Genomic DNA, 17497 nt, shown 5'->3' on the forward strand with positions numbered 1-17497 from the left:
AGGACAGCGATGACGGATCTGAGAGTACTGGTTGTGGAAGATGAACCGGTGATGCGAGCGCGCCTGGTAGAGATGCTCTACAACGCCGGGGCAACTCGGGTGTCAGAATGTGGCGATGCGGCGTCTGCGCGGGCGGCGTTTGAGGCCAGTGAATACCAGATAATCCTGCTGGACCTTGGTTTGCCGGATGGCGATGGCCATGAGTTGATGACCCGTTTCAAGCAGGTTCGGGAGCATCAGCACATTGTGCTGGTGACTGCGGACGATTCTATCGACAGCATTCAGCGCGCCATCAGTGCTGGTGCCAACGGCTATGTGGTCAAGCCCTACTCCCAGGAAAAAATTCACGATGTAGTGAATAACTATGCCATGGTGCACGGTGGTGACATGGCGATGATACAAACGCTGAACCGGCGCCACTGACCGGTCCGACGTTTGCGAGTGCGAATCATGCGACCTGGCGAGCAATCCAGGAATTGTGGCGGGTGGCCAGCGCCCGCACATAGCGTGCCTCGGATTCGTTCAGGTTGCTCAATACGCCCTTGAAGATCCAGCCCCGCTCGTACAGCCCCAGAACCCGCGGTTCATCATCCAAGTTGACGCGCTGATTTAATTTCTTGCAAATAGCATCCAGCAGCGGCAATTTTTCCGGACGCTTGACCGGAGCCAGCCGGTTGTTGGCGGGTTGATTAGCGGCACGTGGTGTCGGATGTTTTCTCATGGTCTTCTCCTTGTCGTTTCGCTGCTGCAAAAACAAAAAACCCCGGTGCCTGAGGCAACCGGGGTCTGGCAGAGAAGCTGCCCCGGTCGCCGTCATGGCTCCCGGGACTGACCGAAAGCCGCTAGATGTCTTTCACCATGGCGCGCACGGATGGGCCTTTCTGGCAACCGGCGGCTGAGTAAACGGTGTGCTTGGGCATCATTCTGGTCATGTCGGCTCTTTGAATTCAGTTCAAACATCAGTGTATAGGCAATTGGCCGGTTTGCAATAGCCTGCGCGCTTCGGCAAACCCGTACAGACGCTTTGGACGGCTGTCGGCATACTTTCGTCTGTCACGTGTTTTTACGTTGTGCAATCCACGGTACTTGTAAATCAGGTAGCGCATGGATCTCTCCTTTCGACGCAGCCAATAGGCTGCGTTTTTTTGTTGGGGATCTCAACGTTATGGCAGGGCGGCTTCGCCGTGGAGAATCACTCTTTCCCAGGTCTTGTGCAGAATCAGGGCGTCGTTGGCGGCTCGGTGAACGGGCAGGCCAAGATCGGCGATCACCTGTTGCCGGGTGCCGGACCACAGCCGCACCTGTGCCGGATTCAGCAGCATGGATACCGATTCAAGTTGGAACCCCGGGGTTTCACCGGCGGCCCGGAACAGACGGTGCAGCCAGAAGCTGTCGAAGGTCCAGGCGTCACAAAACACCTGGTCAAGTCGCAGGTCATTCAGTTGTTTTGCCACCTCGCTCACCGACATGCCCTCCTGCTCAAGCCGGGCGCGGGATATGCCATGGATGGTTTCGGCGCTTTCGGACCAGTCTCGCCAAAGTACATGAGGGCAAATCAACCAGCTGTGCAGGGCACCATCGGGCATGCAAACCCCGACTTCGATCGGGTAACTTGCGATCAAATCGAGACTGGATGCTTCAAAATCGATGAATGCCGGGCTGCTATCGCGTGTCATTGAATCAACATTTGGGTCTTTGTCGTTTTCCCTCGAGTTTACCCCCGATCTTGCCGAGACGCGAACCCAAGAGGTTGTTGCGCTGTTACAATGTAGCCATGGTTTGTAAAAACCTGATGACACATCCTCTTCTATCCTGGTGATCGCCCCATGACTGACACTGTTGTCGTGATTTACTCCGGAGGCATGGATTCTTTTACCTTGCTTAACCTGGCTCGGGCGCAAGGCCGCAATGTCCACGCACTGTCATTCAACTACGGGCAACGTCATGTCCGTGAGCTTGAAGCAGCCAGAAGCGTTTGCCAGGCCGAGCGCATTCCCCACAAGGTGATCGATATCCGGGCGATGAACGAGGTCATGGCTGGCTCATCGCTGACCTCGGATATCAACATTCCCGAGGGGCATTACCAGGAAGACAGCATGAAATCGACCGTGGTGCCCAACCGCAACATGATTCTGTTGTCCCTGGCCACAGGTTATGCGGTGACCGTCGGCGCGCAATCGGTCTGGTACGGCGCCCACGGCGGTGATCATGCGATCTATCCGGATTGCCGCCCGGAATTTGTTGAGAAGATGGATGCTGTGTGCCGGATCGCCAACTACGAACCGGTCGGAATCGAAGCGCCGTTCATGGATCTCGACAAAGGCGAGATTCTTGCTGAGGGTCTTAAGCTTGGCCTTGATTACAGCCAGACCTGGACTTGCTACAACGGTCGCGAGCAGGCCTGCGGCGTTTGTGGTTCCTGCGTTGAGCGGCTCGAAGCGTTTGCGGTTCATGGTCTTGAGGATCCGCTATCTTATGAGGCACCTGAACGTAATGAGGATGACGCCTGATGTATCGAGTAAAAGAGGCGTTTTACACTCTTCAGGGAGAGGGGGCTCAGGCCGGTCGTGCTGCGGTGTTCTGCCGGTTCAGCAAATGCAATCTGTGGACCGGGCGGGAAAAAGACCGTGCCGGTGCAGTCTGTGACTTTTGCGACACCGACTTTGTCGGCACCGATGGCCAGAATGGCGGGCGTTTTGAGACTCCTGAGGCATTGGCGACGCATATCCACAACCTGTGGCCGGCTGCCCCGGGCACGCCCTATGTTGTCTGCACCGGTGGTGAGCCCTTGTTGCAACTGGATAAGTTGTTGATTGATGCTTTCCATGGGGCCGGTTTTGAAATCGGTGTGGAAACCAACGGTACCTTGGCCGCCCCGGACGGTATCGACTGGCTGTGCGTGAGTCCGAAAGCCGATGCCGAGGTGGTAATCACCGAGTGTGATGAACTGAAACTGGTGTATCCGCAGCCCCTGGCCCCGCCTGAGCAATTTCTGGGCATTCGTGCCCGGCATTATTTTTTGTCACCGATGGCGTCACCGTCGGTGCCGGAACAGGGAGATGATCCGGTTAAACGGAGCAACACCCGTAAAGCTACCGATTATTGTCTGGCGCATCCGCAATGGCGACTGACTCTGCAGATGCACAAGATCCTCGGCATCGATTGAATCAGGCGGTCTCGCGCAGGGCAGCTTCTTTGCTGCGGAAGTGACTTGGGCTGAGGCCGGTCCAGCGCTTGAAGGCGCGGGTAAAATTGGCGGCATCGGCGTACCCCAGCGCATCCGCAATCTGGCTCAGGTTCATACCGGTGTTTTCCAGCAACTCCCGGGCTCGTTCAAGCCGGACCTGGTCCACCAGATGCTGAAAGCTGGCGTTTTCTTCCTGCAGTCGCCGTTTCAGCGTGCGTTCGGAGACAAACAAGGTAGCGGCAACCCGGGCCAGTTTCGGCGGAAACGGGTGACTGGTTTCGATCACCCGGCGAACCCGACAGGCAAAGCCGGCGTCTTCCCGCAACTGTTTCAGCGCTTCCTCACATTGAGCCCGGGAGCTGTTGGCAAGCTGATCGTTGGTGAAGCGCACGGGCAGGCCAAGCTGGCTGACCGGAATGACCAGTGCGTTTTCGACGGCACCGTACTCTACCGGCACTCCGATCCGGTTGCGAAAGCGGTGAAAATGATTGGGTTCTGGCCCGCGTCTGAGAATGTGCATACCGGCGGCCAGAGTTCCGGTTAACTGTACGCCCATGGTGACGCAGCCGAACAACACCGCATCCAGAACGAAGCCTTGCAGGGGGCCAAGCTCGACATCGCAAGTGACGTCATACCAGGCATTCTGTCCCGAGATACGCTTGTGCACCTGCAAGTGAGGTGCTCGCAGTGTCAGGTACCGGGTCATTAGCTGCAATGCCTCCTCCAGTGTCCGGCTACTCATCACGGCGGTGCCCAGAGCCCCGTGGAGCGGGAGTTTCAGCTCCCGGGCGAGCATGATGCCCAGGCCGGGTTCACCGCTTTCGATGATGGCCCGGGTGACAAACTCACTGGCCTGAGCCTGGCTTACCCGCAGTTCCGTGGAGTTGAGACGGGATGGGTCGAGGCCGACCCGGCGAATCAGATCCCGTTCGTCGATACCGATGGTGTGCAGCAATTCGGCCAGGGTATGCAGGTAGATGGCCGGCATGCCCAGATCCTGTGCGGTAGACACTGAGGCGCGCATGGGTTTCCTCGTCAGCGACAGTTGTTGTTATGTAAGGGCACTCAATAATACTGATTATGCCCCTTCGGTCACTTGATCCCCATGACTTGATTGACGGGTCAATGGGCCAGAGAGGCCAATTGAGATTCTATGGTGGGTGTTTTCAGTGGTTATGACGGCGGATAAAGGCTTCCAGCACTTTGGCGGAGTGGCCCGGATTTTCCAGCATCGGCAGGTGACCAACGCCACGGAACACGTGCACCTCGGCGCCGGGCGTGGCGGTTTTGAACCAGTCGACACACCGGGTTGGCGTGATCACATCGCGATCCCCCCACTGCACCTGCAGCGGTGGTGAATTCGGGCTCAGGTATCGTGCGGGTGCCAGGGCATCGGCCAGCATGTCATTGAAGATGTGCCGCAGGGAATCGCGGCGCTGCAACAGATCCGGGCCCAGCAATCCGGTCATGGCAAGCCCTGGCAGCGTGGGTTTGCCAGTGCCGACGCTGTTGAACATGCGATATACCCCAGCCCAGTCATGGGGAATCAGAATGGCGTCACGATCAGACTCGAACGGTGCGTCAATATCGACGTCCGCATGCTCGGGAATGCCTGCACTGTTGAGCAGGGTGACCGTGCGTGGTGATTGTTCCAGTTTGTGCGCCAGTAGTGCCGCGATTGCGCCACCCATAGAGCTGCCTGCGATGTGCAGATTGTCGGTGGGGTATCCGGACAGCCAGTCGCTTAGTCGCTGGGCCTGGCTTTCGTAGCGATAGCAGGCCTCAGGATGGTACTGGCTTTCACCCAGGCCGGGAACATCCGGCACCAGAAGGTGCCAGTCGGCCGGCAGCTTCTGCATCCAGAACGCCCAGTTTTCTTTCATCGCGGCAAAGCCGTGAATCAATACCAGAGTAGGCCGGCCGGGTGCCGGTTTGCCCCGTTCCAGAAAGACCATGCGATGGCCGTCGACAAGTGCCTGTTGCCGGCGGGCGCGGAGCAACCAGCGTTGTCCGGTGCGAGCAGCAGGCCAGAAATTGGGCGTGGACACTTTCATGGATACAATGACCTCGAAACAGTGGATCTGGCGTCAAGTTTAGCGGGGCTGGTGCTGAACGCTATTGCCGGACTGCCTGAAGTTGACGTCGGAGCGGCAACCGGGATTAGCGCGAGGGAAGTTTCAGGTCGGTGATTAGCGGGTTGTGATCAGAGGCGCGCCACGGGCCGGTCACGGACCGTCCGGCCGAATGGCCATAGCCCAACGCTCTGGGCTCATCAGCGTTGATATTCCAGCTTTGCGCATTGACGACATAAGGCAGCAGCGTGCCGGAGGCGAGAATGTAGTCGAGAGATCCTTTCTCACCCTGGTAGCGATAGCTGTGATGGTCGCAATGATTTGCGTCGCAGGACTGGAAATGGTGCGCCAGGCTGATGTAGCCGTCGGTATAGAAGATCTGCATGGGATCTTCCTGGGCATAGCTGTTGAGGTCGCCGGCAATCAGAGTGCCAGCCAGAGTCTGGGGTTGTGGCAGGGTGGCCAGCCATTCAAGTATGGCGTTGGCGGCCTGAACCCGGCGATGGTTGAAACAACCCTGGCCGTCTTGCTGATCCGAGTTGACCGACCGGGCGTTGCGGCAGGATTTGGATTTCAGGTGAGGCACCACCACCCGCACGGTTTGGACGCTGCCCGGGAAACGGAAAATCTGGGCGACTGGAGGTCTGTCCAGTGCACTAAAACGACCGGTGTCTGGCCGCATTGCGGCACCGATCGGGGTGACCCGGTCTGAACGGTAAAGCAGCGCATTTCGAATAGCATCGCGGCCATCCTGTCCGGGTGTGGCGATGAAGGACCAGTCAGCGCCGAGCTGCCGTGCCAACTCTGCCAGCGCGCTATCAGGGCCATAACCGTCATTCTCCATTTCGGTAACCGCCAGAATGTCCGGGTCTGACTGCAGGATAGCCGCCACCAGTCGTTGGCTCTGTCGCCGAAACGCGTTTGGGTGTTGTGCGCCTCGGGCGGTAGGGAACCCGCCGCCCTTACCGTCGCCATTGAAGAAGTTTTCCAGGTTCAGGGTCATCAGCCGTTGGCTGTCCTTTGAGGGTCTGGCGGGCGCTTCGGGCCGTGCATTAAGGCGTTTGAACCGGGGCGGACGATCTGGCTGGATGCGCCACTGGCCAAAGCGGTAATCCAGAACACCTTCGATCCCGGTAATAGTGTCTCCCGCGCGTAGCGTTTGGGGATGCTCAAGGCCATCGGGTGGCCAGGGTATAGGATCGGGGTTGCGCACTGACTGGCCATCGTCCAGCAGTACCCGGTGTTGATTATTTCGTTGAGACTGGCGCAGAGCTTTCGAGCCTGGGGCCAGGTATTCGGTGGGCGTTACCTGATCGTTGGCGGCCAGGGTCAGTTCACCGTACTCCGTCAAATTGTAATGGTCGATGACCGTCAGCGGATCGGTAAACCGTACCCGCATGTTTTCGAGGCTTTCGGGTGGTTGCGTCCAGGGTATCGATACGTTGATTGGGTGCGGCAGGGCTGCATTGCCGCATACGGTCAGTTCGCGGACGTTGACCAGCTCGGTGAGCCCGTGAAACTCCTTGACGGTACCGGTGAGCCGAAGGCGCTGGCCGGGCTTGCCTGTGCTCTGGTGGGTATAAATAAACAAGGCTTCGGAGGTGGCAGGATTCTGGTCGGTTTCGGCATCGGCCTGCTGCAGATAGAACCCGTTGAAGCCATCGCGGTCTCGGCTGTCCTGTGTCAGCACGCCTTCGACCGTGACAGTCTGCCCGGCCAGCGGCGACGATGAGCCGCTGCCCTGGACCTGATGCATGGCCGTGGCTGGCGCACCACAAGCCTCAGCCGCTGCCTGCGCGGGTACCCCGACAGCAAGCAGCAGGCTGAGAATGGCAGGCAGGGTATAAAAAGAAGGCTTGGTCACCGATCCAGTCTAGCAGAGACCGGCGACCGCTTTGAGTGCTCGTTCACGCTTGCTGCCGAAACCAAGTTGATCCGGGTTGGCCAGCTCAAGTTGCTGCACCAGCGGGTCCGGGTGATGGTTGTCAAAGGTTATGCCGAGCCTGGACAAGACATAGGGTGCCAGCGCGGCGCGGGTCTCGACGTTGAGGCTGCCCTGCTCCATGCCGTAGTCATTGGCAATGATCGTTTGCTGAGCTTCGCTCAGCCGCTGGTCAGGTGCAATCTCGAGGGTGACTATCCGTTGCCAGTCCTCATCCTGCTGCGCGGAATGCCGGGCTTTCTGGCGCAGGGCTTCCGGCTGGCCCTGAAAACGGCTCAGGGCAAAATCCCGGAACTCCCGGTTAGCACTGCACCAGGCGCGAATGTGCCAGCTGTTGCCAGCACACACCAGAGAATGGGGCTCCAGTATGCTGTCAGCGGCCTCTGGCCTGCTCAGTGAAACGTAGCTGGCTCTTAGCTGACGGTGATAACGGGTAGCGGTGACAACGGCTCGCATGGTCTGCGGGGCAATGCACCGGGCCGGTTCCGGTATCACCGTATTGCCGGGCAGTCCCAGTTCAAGATCGGCAAAGGTTTCACTGAGATTTTGCTGACGAGAGAGCAGTTCCTGATACTCGCCGACCTGACCGCGAGTAACTACCGGTTTGAACCCGGCTGCGGGCACATAGCCCTTAAGGTGTCGGTCATATACGAGATTGTCCGGCGCGAGTTCCCGCAGGTAGGTGTTGATGTCCTTGGATGCCTGCTGACGACCAATCCCGAAACTGTGGCAAATGTGGTTAGTGGTGAGGCGTCCTTCCCACAGTGCGACGATTTCGATCAGGCGATAGCGAAGCAATAAATCCCAGCGAATGGGCCAGTCCGTTTTCTTCATAACCAGGCGCTCACGATCTGATAAATAGCTTGATGTTCATGTTACCCGCTACAACCCTCGTGTACTGTTACGACACATTAATAATGTAAAACATTGTTAAACGGAGTGCCACAACAGACGTCAAAGTCTCGGCAACTCCCTAGTGGTGTCGCCTGACCAGGCCTGTTTTAATGGCCGCCAGCAGGCAACTGATAACGTTGCTGTCTTTCCTTTTACGTCACCCTGGTGTTACCCAGCTTACGGAGTCATTCATGACCCGAATGGTCGCTTCCTTTTCGGCGCTTATTCTGAGCATTGTTTTATTGGTTAGCGGCAACGCCTTTTTAATGACTCTGTTAGGCATTCGCCTGAGTATGGAGGAAGTTTCACCGAACGTGATTGGCTGGGTTCTGGTGTGCTATTCCATTGGTTTTGTGTTCGGTACACTTTACGTTCACAAGATTATTGGTCGGGTTGGCCATATTCGTGCGTTTGCGGCGTTTGCGGCTATGGCGGCGGTGGTGTCCCTGATGTACCCGATGGCCGTGTCGATGGTCTTCTGGGCAATCTTGCGGGTGTTGTCCGGGTTCTGCATTGCCGGTGTTCTGGTGGTCATTGAAAGCTGGTTTTCGAGCCGGGCGACCAATGCTAACCGGGGTACTCTGTTTGCGATCTACCAAATTGTTTTTTACCTGTCGGCGGCAGGTGGCCAGTTGATTGTGAACGTGGGGGACCCGGCTAACTTCCTGCCGTTCTCACTGGCAGCAATCCTGCTCACCATTGCTTTGATTCCCCTGGCCCTGACCCGCATGGAAGCGCCGGTGATTGAGCAGTCACCGCGCATGTCTTTTTTCACGCTGGGCAGAGAATCCTTTACCGGGGTGGCGGGCGCACTGATTTGCGGAGTGCTCATCGGGGGCTTCTACGCGCTTGGCCCGGTATACGCCACCATGGTGGGGTTGGATGTGGCCCGCACTTCCACCTTCATGGCGAGCGCGATCGTCGCAGCCATGTTGCTGGCCTGGCCTTTAGGCCGGTTGTGCGACCGTTTTGATCGCCGCCGGGTGATGTTCTGGGTTGCCGTGTTCGGAGCCAGTGCCGCCGGTGCCGTGGCCGTTACCGGTGCCGCCAACCTGGCGCTGCTGACCGTGTTGGTCGGGTTGTTTACCGGCTTGTCGGCTACGATCTACCCGATTGCGGTGGCAATCACCAACGACCGCATGGAAAGTAATCGCATAGTCGCAGCCAGCGCCACGTTGTTGCTGAGTTATGGTATCGGCAGTGTGATTGGTCCGATCACCATGGCAGAACTGATCAACCGTCTCGGCCCATCGGGTCTGTTCTACGGTAATGCCAGTTTTTTGCTGGTCTTGGCGGCAATCACCAGCTACCGGATCAGTCATACCGACGATGTGGCCGTGGCCGACCAGGAGCACTTTGTCCCGGCCATGCCGGAAACCTCGTCTGTGCTGACCGAGATGGACCCGCGCAACACCGAGTTCCATCAATCACCAGAAGTGAACGAGATGCAGGAGGAGATGCGTCAGGTGGGCTGACGCATCTCTCGGTTTTCCCCAATTATAATTTCATCTTTAAATCTGTTTTTATTACAATGGTTAGCTTACTATTGGTGAATTTCCAATACGGTAAGTGTTTTGTCGGTTTTCGGGTTGGCGTTTGCTTGTCCCATGCCGGATCACCATCAGGAGTGTTTAGCCATGAGAGATCAATTCCCGTTTGCCGTTGCCCGGGTCACGCGCCGCTGGCGTAAGATGCTCGATGAGCGCCTGAAAGATCTGGGCGTCACCCAAGCCCGTTGGAGCACCATGGTGTATCTGCAGCAAGGTGGCGAGGGGCTTACTCAAAGAGAGCTGGCCAGCCTGATGGCGATTGAGAATCCTACGCTGGTGCGCCTGCTGGACAGCCTGGAACAGCAAGGCCTGATTGAGCGTCGTGCCTGCCCGAACGATCGTCGTGCCCGCCGTTTGCATCTGACCAAGCCCGGTGCCGCATTTATGGATGAGCTGTCGGAACGGGCCGCGACCTTGCGTGAAGAAATGCTTGAGGGCGTTTCCGACAAGGAAATCGAGAGCGCGCTTAAAGTGTTTCACAAGATTCTGGATAACGCTGAAAAGCAGAAGTAACGATTGCACAATAATTCCATTGAGGGGCTGACCGCCCGTTACGGTGAGCGTTGGCGCTGGCTAGCGGTCATCACTGTTGTGCTCGGCACCATGGCAACGGTGCTGAGTGCCACAGTGGTCAACGTCGCCCTGCATGACATTATGCTGGAATTCGGTATTCGTCAGGGCCAGGTACATTGGTTGGCGACCGGTTTTATTGCAGCCATGACCACCACCATGCTGGCGTCTGCCTGGTTGCTTGACCGGTTTGGCGTGCGCCTGACGCTGGGCGTCGCCATGGCCGCGTTTACCGTAATTTCCATTGTTGGCGGTTTTGCCAATACCCCGGAACAACTGATCGCGGCGCGAATAGGCCAGGGGGCCATGGCGGGCCTGATGCAGCCGATGGGCATGTATCTGGTGTTCCGGATCTTCCCGGTGGATCGTCGCGGCCAGGTGATGGGCATTTACGGCATGGGGGTGATTCTGGCACCCGCTCTAGGGCCGGTGCTTGGCGGTTTTCTGGTGGACCAGTTCAACTGGCGTTACGTGATGTATGCGCCCGCGCCTGTCACCCTGCTGGGCGTATGGATGGCGTGGCGGTTCTTGCCGCTACCGCGCTCGCGCCCGGCGCGTTATCCGCTTGACCTGACCGGCTTGCTCCTGCTCGGGGCCACCATCGCGCTGACGCTGGAAACACTGACCCGAATGCAGTCCTGGGCCGGCCAGGAAGGACGTATTCTGTTGCAGGGCTTGCTGGCCCTGGTTTTTTTTGTGGGGTTTGTGCTGCGCGAACGTTCAGCCAGGCATCCTCTGGTGAATATTCACCTGTTGCGGCAACCGGTTTTTTTGTGTGCCACCCTTGGCGCCATGGCGTTGGGGTTGGCCTTGTTCGGATCGACCTACCTGATCCCATTGTTCGTGCAGACAGCGCTCGGCTTTTCGGCCACCGAAGCCGGCTTGTTGATGCTGCCTGCCGGGGTGGTGCTCGGCATCGTTTTCCCGCTTGCCGGCCGGCTGGCGGACAAACGCAGTGCCCGTAGCCTGGTACTGTTCGGCATCCTGATGTTTGCGTTGTCGGCGGCGCTGTTCGCAATGACGGGGGCGTATGCCGGTTTCGCGTGGCTGGCGTTGTGGGCAGTTCTGGGCCGGATTGGTATCGGCTTTATGTTGCCGGCATTGTCTACCGGAGCACTTAACCCGCTGGCCCCCGAACAACTCGGGGCTGGTTCCAGTACCATCAGCTTTGCCCGCCAGTTGGGTGGGGCTCTGGGCGTGAATCTGGTGGCCTTGACCATCGAATTCGGTGAGCATCAGGCCGGCGTGCCAACCTTTGGCGCGTTTGCCTCTGCCTGGTGGCTGGTGGCTGTCTTTGTGGCGCTTGCGGCGGTGCCTGTCTGGAAAATGAGAGTTTAAGGTCTTTTTGATGGATGCTTTTTTTGCTTCAACCCTGGCGGTAGCCATTGCTGAAATTGGCGATAAAACCCAGCTACTATCGCTTTTTCTGGTCGCCCGTTACGCGCAGCGTACTCCAATCATTCTCGGTATTCTTGTTGCTACCGTGCTCAATCATGCACTTTCGGCATGGCTGGGTGCCTGGGTGGCCAGCTGGATTCCGCAAAACTGGTTGCCCTGGATTCTTGCGGTCAGTTTTGTCGCCATTGCGCTGTGGCTATTGATCCCGGATAAGGATGACAGCAGCGAATCCCGGTTTTTGGGAATGGGCGCGTTTGGCGCGACGACGGTGATGTTTTTTCTGGCCGAAATAGGTGACAAAACCCAGGTGGCCACGGTGGTGCTGGCGGCAAGGTATACCGAAACGTTATGGGTTATCATCGGTACGACAGTGGGGATGTTGCTGGCCAACATCCCGGTTATCATGGCGGGCCGCTGGTTGATGGAAAGAATGCCGCTGGCCACCGCCAGGATCGCCGCCAGTGTGTTGTTCGGGGCGTTGGCGGTAGTGACGATCTGGACCACCCTGGTGAACTCCTGAGCCGCAAAGCGGTCTCTGAGAGACATGCAGGCTCGGGAAGAATGATGATGGGATCAAATTGATATGTGGTTAAAAGGCTGTGCGGCCATTCTGATGTGTTCGGTGGTGGCAATGACACCAACCTTGTTGGCGGCGGAAAATGACCGGACGCCCCGGGTGCCGACGTTTGCACTCAAAGGGGATATTGCCGGTGAGCTGCAGGTGCACACCACCCGTTATGAAGACACTTTCGCGGGCTTGGGCAACGATCTGGCCCTGGGCTATCTCGAGTTGGTTAAAGCCAATCCGGGCGTGGATCCCTGGCTTCCGGGCGATGGCAGCGTGATTACACTGCCCCGGATGTACGTTCTGCCAGACGCGCGCCGGGAAGGGATTGTGATCAATCTTGCCGAGTACCGTCTGTACTATTACACCGATGGGGGTGTTCAGGTGTATCCGGTGGGTGTCGGCCGCGAGGAAAACCCGTCACCAGTGACCGATGCCGAAGTCACCATGGCTCTGGAATCCCCGGCCTGGTATCCGCCGGCCAGCATTCGCGCATCCTATGAAGCCTCTGGCGAATACCTGCCCAGAATGATTCCTCCGGGCCCGGACAATCCTCTGGGCACCCATGCGCTGATGCTGAGTGAAAAAGGTTATCTGATCCACGGCACCAACAAGCGCTTTGGCGTCGGTATGCCGGTCAGCGCGGGTTGCTTCCGTATGTATAACGACGATATCTCCCGCTTCGCTTACCAGGTGCAGAAAGGCACCTCTGTGCAGGTGATCCGTGAGCCGGTGAAAATAGGCCTGTCTGGCGGAGAAGTCTGGCTGGAAGTGCACCGCCCCCACGAAGATTATTCAAACCAGGACCGGGATCGGCTCTGGCGGGCGGTGCTCGACCGCCTGGAAACATTCCGACAGCAGCATCCGGACGTGGAAGTGCAGCGGCATTCCATTGAATTGGCGGTGGATCAGGCGGACGGCATACCAACCATGATCGGAGAACGTCTGACCCAAATGGCGGCGGATAAAACCGGTGATGATCGTGACCCGAAAAAGCCAGCGGAATCGGAGCAAACACTGTACTTTTGACCCTGGTTCGCAGGTTTGCTGAGCTCTGGTTGTTGGATTTGGGCTGCTGACGTCTGACGGTTCTGGCATAACCAACAATAACCGCAGAGCAGGAGTGTTTATGAGTCGCACCATTTTGATAACTGGCGCCAGTTCAGGACTGGGCGAAGGCATGGCCCGGGAATTTGCCGCCAGGGGCAATCACCTGGCACTTTGTGCCCGCCGCACCGAGCGCCTTGACCAGCTCAAGTCGGAGCTGGAGGCGGAGTATTCAGGCGTTACCATCAGTGTGCGCGCTCTCGATGTGAACGACCATCAGCAGGTGTTTGACGTCTTTCAGGCGTTCCGGGAGGAGTTCGGTCAGCTTGATCGCATCATCGTCAATGCCGGTATCGGCAAAGGCCAGCCCTTGGGTACCGGTCGCTTTGATGCGAACCGCCAGACCGCAGAAACCAACTTTGTGGCTGCCCTCGCCCAGATAGAAGCTGCCATGGCGATTTTCCGGGCGCAGAACCATGGCCACCTGGTTGCCGTATCTTCTGTGACAGCAATCCGCGGGATGCCGGGAAATATCACCACCTATGCGGCCACAAAAGCTGCATTGGCAGCACTTTGCGAAGGCTTGCGGATCGAACTGAAAAAGCGCCGCTCGCCGATCCGCGTAACCACGCTTTATCCCGGGTATATTCGGACCGAGATAAATGAGAAGGTAAAGCATACACCGTTCATTGTGGATGCCCAGAGAGGGTGTCGGGCCATGGTGCGTGCGATTGAGTCGGGCAAGGCCGAACGTTTTGTGCCGGCCTGGCCCTGGACGCCCATCGGATTTATTCTGAGGCGTTTGCCGGAGAGCATTCTGGCAAAACTGTTCTGATCATCCTGTTCGGGAGGTCGCTATGAAGTCATACCCGCTCCACCGCCAGCGCCAGTGCAATCGGCTGAACGTCTGGTCACTGATCTTTCTGGCTGGCGCGCTGTTGGGCCTGATCGGCCTTTCCTGGCAGGTCATTGCCGAGCAGGATTCTCCCCGTAAGGCGCTGGTGCTTACCGTTGACGGGGCCATAGGCCCGGCCACCATGGATTACGTGACCCGCGGCATCCGCCGGGCAGAACAGGAAAATGCCAGCCTGGTAATCCTGGAAATGGACACCCCGGGCGGTTTGATGGAGTCCATGCGGGAGATCATCAAAACCATTCTTGCCTCCGAAATCCCTGTTGCCACTTATGTTTCCCCCCAAGGTGCCAGGGCTGCCAGTGCCGGCACCTACATTCTGTACGGCAGTCATATCGCGGCCATGGCGCCGGCCACCAACCTGGGCTCGGCGACACCGGTGCAGATGGGCGGCCTGCCGGGCTCACCCGAACCCGAACAGGAACCTCAACAAAGCAATGATGCCGATGGGTCTGATCGTGAGGCTGTCGAACCGGAAAAGCGCCGCGGCGATACCGCGATGGAGCGTAAAGTGCTGGAAGATGCCGTCAGCTACATCCGTGGCCTCGCTGAACGCCATGGTCGCAACGCCGACTGGGCCGAAGAGGCGGTACGTGAGGCGGTCAACCTGGGGGCCACAGAAGCCCTGGAATTGAACGTGATTGACGTGGTGGCACCGGACCTGAGGGCTTTGCTGGAAGCCATTCACGGCCGCTCCGTGCAGATGGCCACTGGCGAGATCGAGCTGGATACTGCCGGGCTGGAACTTGAGCGCTTGGAGCCGGACTGGCGAACCCGGCTGCTGTCGGTGATTACTGATCCGAACGTGGCCTACTTCCTGATGATCATCGGTTTCTACGGCATTATCTTTGAGCTGTCCAACCCTGGGGCCATGGTGCCTGGAGTAATTGGGGCTATCAGCCTGATTCTGGCGCTGTTTGCCTTCCAGGTATTGTCGGTCAATTACGCCGGGCTGGCCTTGATTCTTCTGGGCCTGGCGTTCATTGTCGGGGAAGCGCTGATGCCCAGCTTCGGCATGCTCGGGGTTGGGGGGATCGTCGCTTTTGTCACCGGGTCGGTGATTCTGATGGACGGCAGTCATCGCGACATTTCTTTGCCCACGATCGGCGGCACGGCGGTAGTTGCCGGCGGTTTTATTCTGTGGACGGTCACGCGCTTTATTGGCCTCAGGCGAAAACCGCCGGTCAGTGGCAGCGAGCACATGACGCACGAAGTAGGCGTGGCGCTGGACGATTTCGAACCTGCGTACGAGGATTACCGTGGCCATGTACAGGTCAGCGGGGAACGCTGGAATGCCCGAAGTCAGGAGGCGGTAACCAAGGGCAGCAAGGTCTGTGTTACAGCCATGGACGGGCTAACCCTGATGGTTGAGGTCAAACCAGGGGCCGGATCGGCCCATTAATGATCCATTCGGATTAACCAACGGCAAATCAAGGAGGCCGTATGAACCTGGGCAACATTCTCCCCTATATCGCACCGCTTGTGGTGTTACTGCTGATACTCGGTTCCGCGATCAAGATTTTGCCGGAATACGAGCGCGGCGTGGTGTTCTTCCTGGGCCGGTTTCAGGGTGTGAAAGGCCCGGGCCTGATCATTGTTATTCCAGGTATCCAGCAGATTGTGCGTGTTGATCTGCGAGTGATCACTTTGGATGTGCCCAGCCAGGACGTTATCTCCAAGGACAACGTCACGGTTCGGGTCAATGCAGTTTTGTACTTTCGGGTGGTCGATCCCGAGAAAGCGATCATCCGGGTGGAAGACTTCGGTGTGGCCACCAGTCAACTGGCACAGACCACGCTGCGGTCGGTACTGGGCAAGCACGACCTGGATGAAATGTTGTCAGAACGCGACAAGTTGAATTCCGACATCCAGGAAATCATTGATTCCCAGACAGAGGACTGGGGTATCAAGGTGGCCAACGTGGAAATCAAACACGTGGATCTGAATGAAAATATGATTCGTGCCATCGCCCGTCAGGCGGAAGCCGAGCGTGAACGTCGTGCCAAGGTTATTCATGCAGAGGGTGAATTGCAGGCGTCGAAAAAGCTGGTGGAAGCGGCCCAAGTGATGTCGGCCAACTCCGGTGCCATGCAGTTACGGTACCTTCAGACGCTGGCAGATATGAGTAATAGCAATAGCTCCACCATCGTGTTCCCGTTGCCGGTCGACATGATCAAATCCTTTATGGATGGCCAGGTAACCAGGAAGCCAGACAAGCTCGATCAGTAACGATGGGGTTTTCAGACGCCCACAAAAAAGGCCGGTTCAACCGGCCTTTTCTGCTAAGCGTCAGCCCTTACTTCTGGCTGGAGCGCTCCAGCATGCGACGTGCACGCTCGTTCGCTTCGTCAGCGGACTTCTGAGCTGAGCGAGCGGCAGCCAGCGCTTCTTCTGCAGTCTGCTGGGCAGTACGTGCAGAGCTGGCAGCGCTGTTGGCAGTATTCAGTGCGTTGTTAGCGGTCTGCTCGGCGGAGCTTGCAGTTGCATTCGCTTCGTCAACAGATCCTTGATCAGTCGTTGCACAACCAGCAGTCAGTACAGCTGCCATTGCAAACCCGGCGATCGTCAGTTTACGCATTATCATTCCCCTTATTAGTCGTTTTATTTCCTGTGATCCGAAAGTCAGTATAGACGACTTCCTGTCAACTAGCCCGATAGGCATTGACTACCGGAGTCGTCAAACAGTGTAAAACACTCTGAGACATAATGTTAACTAAGGATACGTAAAATTTCTTAGCTTATGACAACAACTTAATTCTGTGGTCATGGAATTAATGCGGTTGGAAGTTCGGGCTGTCAGGGAAGAATGCGAATGGGGGTGCCGTTGTCGACCAACGCCCAGATTTCGTCCATCTCTTCGTTAGTGACGGCAATACAGCCTTCAGTCCAGTCCAGCCCGGCGAAGGCAAAGGCCAGGTCGCCAGCATCGTTAGGCAGGCCATGAATCATGATGCTGCCACCCGGGCTCAGCCCCCAGGCTTCAGCTTGCTCGCGGTCGCTGGGGCTTGGATAAGAGATATGGATGGATTTGTAGAAGTCGCTGTTGGCATTGCGCCAGTCCAGCAGGTAATCCCCTTCGGGCGTGCGTTTGTCGCCTTCGTACAATTTGTGCCCAACCGGATTATCACCCAGAGAAATCCGGTAACTCCGTACTTTTTTATCGCCACTGAGCAGATACAACCGGCGCTCACCCTTGTGAACCAGCACCTTTGTTATTTCCAGGTGCTCAGCCAGGGTTGGTTCAGCTGATGGCATAACCATTTGGGTATCCGCCCGCGCCAAAAGCTCCGTGCTTTGGGCCAGGGCCGGCAGAGCGGTCAGTAAAAACGATAAAAACAGTTTCAGGATCATGGTGCCAG

General features: G+C 57.5%; 20 protein-coding genes. 11 read left to right on the plus strand and 9 right to left on the minus strand.

What is annotated here, in order from left to right:
• Positions 1-9: 9 nt before the first annotated feature.
• Positions 10-423: a response regulator gene (locus C7H08_RS00715; RefSeq protein ID WP_106669847.1), complete on the plus strand. Its 414-nt coding sequence runs from the start codon at positions 10-12 to the stop codon at positions 421-423.
• Positions 424-448: 25 nt separating this feature from the next.
• Here the strand turns inward: C7H08_RS00715 and C7H08_RS00720 are convergent, their stop codons facing one another.
• The 3 genes from C7H08_RS00720 to C7H08_RS00725 all read right to left on the minus strand — a co-directional run bounded on the left by C7H08_RS00720 (position 449) and on the right by C7H08_RS00725 (position 1676).
• On the minus strand, positions 449-721 hold the full coding sequence (locus tag C7H08_RS00720) for a hypothetical protein (RefSeq protein ID WP_106669848.1): 273 nt from the start codon (positions 719-721) through the stop codon (positions 449-451).
• A gap of 238 nt (positions 722-959) precedes the next feature.
• Positions 960-1106, minus strand: coding sequence for a hypothetical protein (locus C7H08_RS18120; RefSeq protein WP_165793915.1), 147 nt, complete (start codon positions 1104-1106; stop codon positions 960-962).
• Positions 1107-1163: 57 nt separating this feature from the next.
• Positions 1164-1676: a 3'-5' exonuclease gene (locus C7H08_RS00725; RefSeq protein ID WP_106669849.1), complete on the minus strand. Its 513-nt coding sequence runs from the start codon at positions 1674-1676 to the stop codon at positions 1164-1166.
• A 150-nt stretch (positions 1677-1826) separates the two neighbouring features.
• On the opposite strand from C7H08_RS00725, the gene queC reads away from it, so the two are divergent.
• Both queC and queE read left to right on the plus strand, forming a co-directional pair.
• Positions 1827-2510, plus strand: a complete 684-nt coding sequence (gene queC / locus C7H08_RS00730; RefSeq protein WP_106669850.1) for a 7-cyano-7-deazaguanine synthase QueC — start codon at positions 1827-1829, stop codon at positions 2508-2510.
• A complete protein-coding gene (gene queE, locus C7H08_RS00735) occupies positions 2510-3166 on the plus strand; it encodes a 7-carboxy-7-deazaguanine synthase (protein ID WP_106669851.1) in 657 nt (218 codons plus the stop codon). The genes queC and queE overlap by 1 nt, the downstream gene beginning before the upstream one ends.
• Before the next feature lies 1 nt (position 3167).
• Here the strand turns inward: queE and C7H08_RS00740 are convergent, their stop codons facing one another.
• The 4 genes from C7H08_RS00740 to C7H08_RS00755 form a co-directional block, all read right to left on the minus strand.
• Positions 3168-4211 (minus strand): AraC family transcriptional regulator, encoded by a 1044-nt coding sequence (locus C7H08_RS00740; protein WP_106669852.1) that lies wholly within the window; start codon positions 4209-4211, stop codon positions 3168-3170.
• A 142-nt stretch (positions 4212-4353) separates the two neighbouring features.
• Positions 4354-5241 carry an alpha/beta fold hydrolase gene (locus C7H08_RS00745; RefSeq protein WP_106669853.1) on the minus strand — a complete coding sequence of 296 codons (888 nt, stop codon included), beginning with the start codon at positions 5239-5241 and terminating at the stop codon, positions 4354-4356.
• Positions 5242-5347: 106 nt separating this feature from the next.
• A complete protein-coding gene (locus tag C7H08_RS00750; RefSeq protein WP_227663200.1) occupies positions 5348-7123 on the minus strand; it encodes an ExeM/NucH family extracellular endonuclease in 1776 nt (591 codons plus the stop codon).
• Between the two features lie 9 nt (positions 7124-7132).
• Positions 7133-8035, minus strand: a complete 903-nt coding sequence (locus C7H08_RS00755) for a helix-turn-helix transcriptional regulator (protein WP_106669854.1) — start codon at positions 8033-8035, stop codon at positions 7133-7135.
• A 251-nt stretch (positions 8036-8286) separates the two neighbouring features.
• Here C7H08_RS00755 and C7H08_RS00760 point away from each other — a divergent pair, with 251 nt between their 5' ends.
• The 8 genes from C7H08_RS00760 to C7H08_RS00795 all read left to right on the plus strand — a co-directional run bounded on the left by C7H08_RS00760 (position 8287) and on the right by C7H08_RS00795 (position 16367).
• Entirely contained in the window at positions 8287-9570 is a 1284-nt protein-coding gene (locus tag C7H08_RS00760; protein ID WP_106669855.1) for an MFS transporter, read from the plus strand.
• Between the two features lie 162 nt (positions 9571-9732).
• Positions 9733-10158 carry a MarR family transcriptional regulator gene (locus tag C7H08_RS00765; protein WP_106669856.1) on the plus strand — a complete coding sequence of 142 codons (426 nt, stop codon included), beginning with the start codon at positions 9733-9735 and terminating at the stop codon, positions 10156-10158.
• A gap of 3 nt (positions 10159-10161) precedes the next feature.
• Positions 10162-11553, plus strand: a complete 1392-nt coding sequence (locus tag C7H08_RS00770; protein WP_106669857.1) for a DHA2 family efflux MFS transporter permease subunit — start codon at positions 10162-10164, stop codon at positions 11551-11553.
• A gap of 10 nt (positions 11554-11563) precedes the next feature.
• Positions 11564-12133 carry a TMEM165/GDT1 family protein gene (locus tag C7H08_RS00775; RefSeq protein ID WP_106669858.1) on the plus strand — a complete coding sequence of 190 codons (570 nt, stop codon included), beginning with the start codon at positions 11564-11566 and terminating at the stop codon, positions 12131-12133.
• Positions 12134-12226: 93 nt separating this feature from the next.
• Positions 12227-13207: a L,D-transpeptidase family protein gene (locus C7H08_RS00780; RefSeq protein ID WP_373284908.1), complete on the plus strand. Its 981-nt coding sequence runs from the start codon at positions 12227-12229 to the stop codon at positions 13205-13207.
• 100 nt (positions 13208-13307) lie between these two features.
• Positions 13308-14060: an SDR family oxidoreductase gene (locus C7H08_RS00785; RefSeq protein WP_188445206.1), complete on the plus strand. Its 753-nt coding sequence runs from the start codon at positions 13308-13310 to the stop codon at positions 14058-14060.
• A 22-nt stretch (positions 14061-14082) separates the two neighbouring features.
• Complete coding sequence (locus C7H08_RS00790; protein WP_106669861.1) at positions 14083-15540, plus strand: NfeD family protein; 1458 nt, start codon at positions 14083-14085, stop codon at positions 15538-15540.
• A gap of 41 nt (positions 15541-15581) precedes the next feature.
• On the plus strand, positions 15582-16367 hold the full coding sequence (locus C7H08_RS00795) for a slipin family protein (RefSeq protein ID WP_106669862.1): 786 nt from the start codon (positions 15582-15584) through the stop codon (positions 16365-16367).
• A 67-nt stretch (positions 16368-16434) separates the two neighbouring features.
• On the opposite strand, the gene C7H08_RS00800 is transcribed toward C7H08_RS00795, so the two are convergent.
• Positions 16435-16716: an Lpp/OprI family alanine-zipper lipoprotein gene (locus C7H08_RS00800; RefSeq protein WP_106669863.1), complete on the minus strand. Its 282-nt coding sequence runs from the start codon at positions 16714-16716 to the stop codon at positions 16435-16437.
• Between the two features lie 218 nt (positions 16717-16934).
• The gene (locus tag C7H08_RS00805) at positions 16935-17489 is read right to left on the minus strand and encodes a L,D-transpeptidase family protein (RefSeq protein ID WP_106669864.1); all 555 of its coding nucleotides are present in this window, start codon (positions 17487-17489) and stop codon (positions 16935-16937) included.
• Positions 17490-17497 lie beyond the last annotated feature (8 nt).

Source organism: Marinobacter halophilus (assembly GCF_003007685.1).
Taxonomy (GTDB): Bacteria; Pseudomonadota; Gammaproteobacteria; order Pseudomonadales; family Oleiphilaceae; genus Marinobacter; species Marinobacter halophilus.